General features: G+C 44.2%; 1 protein-coding gene. It reads left to right on the top strand.

The features are described from left to right. Positions 1-952 (top strand): putative Ig domain-containing protein (locus tag VTH8203_RS23380; protein ID WP_158296240.1); only part of this gene is annotated, 952 nt, incomplete at both ends.

Raw genomic sequence — 952 nt, 5'->3', positions numbered from 1 at the left:
CGCCATTCGCAGTCCAGCGACGCCAATAGGACTCTTTGCTAAGGATGCATCAGGTGACAGCAACATCACCCAACTTGATAGCATGGATGGCATTTATGCCTTCGCGGCTTATTCAACCGCACTCACTGAAAGTGATATCCAGACGCTTGCTAATACGCTAACCACAGTCACGCTCGATAGCGACAGCGATGGTGTCTGGGACAGTTTTGACCTCAATAAACATATCCCAACGACAGCGGATAATACACTCAACACTCAAGAAGATAACAACTTAGTATTCAATGAAAATGATTTCGCTTTTTCAGATCAAGATAACGCTGATATCAGAACCTCTGTCACGATTGTGAGTCTACCAGATGCCAGTCGGGGGCAGTTATTATTAGGCTCAAGTCCTGTCACAACAAATGCAGTAATCGATGTGGCAAACATTGCCCATGGTGAGCTCATTTATCAGCCTGTGGCAGAAAGTAATAATCAAGGGGAGTTTGGGTTTAGTGTCAGTGATGGTCAAAATAATTCTATAACCGCCACCATGACCATCACTATCTCTCCGGTCAATGATGCGCCGACCATTGCCAACATCACTAGCCAAATTCAAACTAGCCAGGATGCGACGTATACTCTGACATTCAACGCCGATGACGTTGATATGGGCGATACGTTAAACTTTAACGTTCAAAATAAACCCTCTTGGCTAACCCTTGATGCAAACAACCAAACCTTAAGCGGCACGCCAACAAATAATGATGTAGCTACCTATTCCAATATTATTATCGAGGTCACTGACAGTTCAAACGTGACCACCAATTCGAATACGTTTGAAATTGAGGTGATAAACATCAATGATGCGCCAACGATAAGCGGCACACCTACACAGACCATTAATCAGGGAGTCCTATACTCATTCACCCCAGCCTATGATGATCCTGACCAAAGACATAGTACTGAAACT

The organism is Vibrio thalassae (assembly GCF_900089835.1).
Taxonomy (GTDB): Bacteria; Pseudomonadota; Gammaproteobacteria; order Enterobacterales; family Vibrionaceae; genus Vibrio; species Vibrio thalassae.
This window is presented reverse-complemented; position numbering and strand designations above follow the sequence as displayed.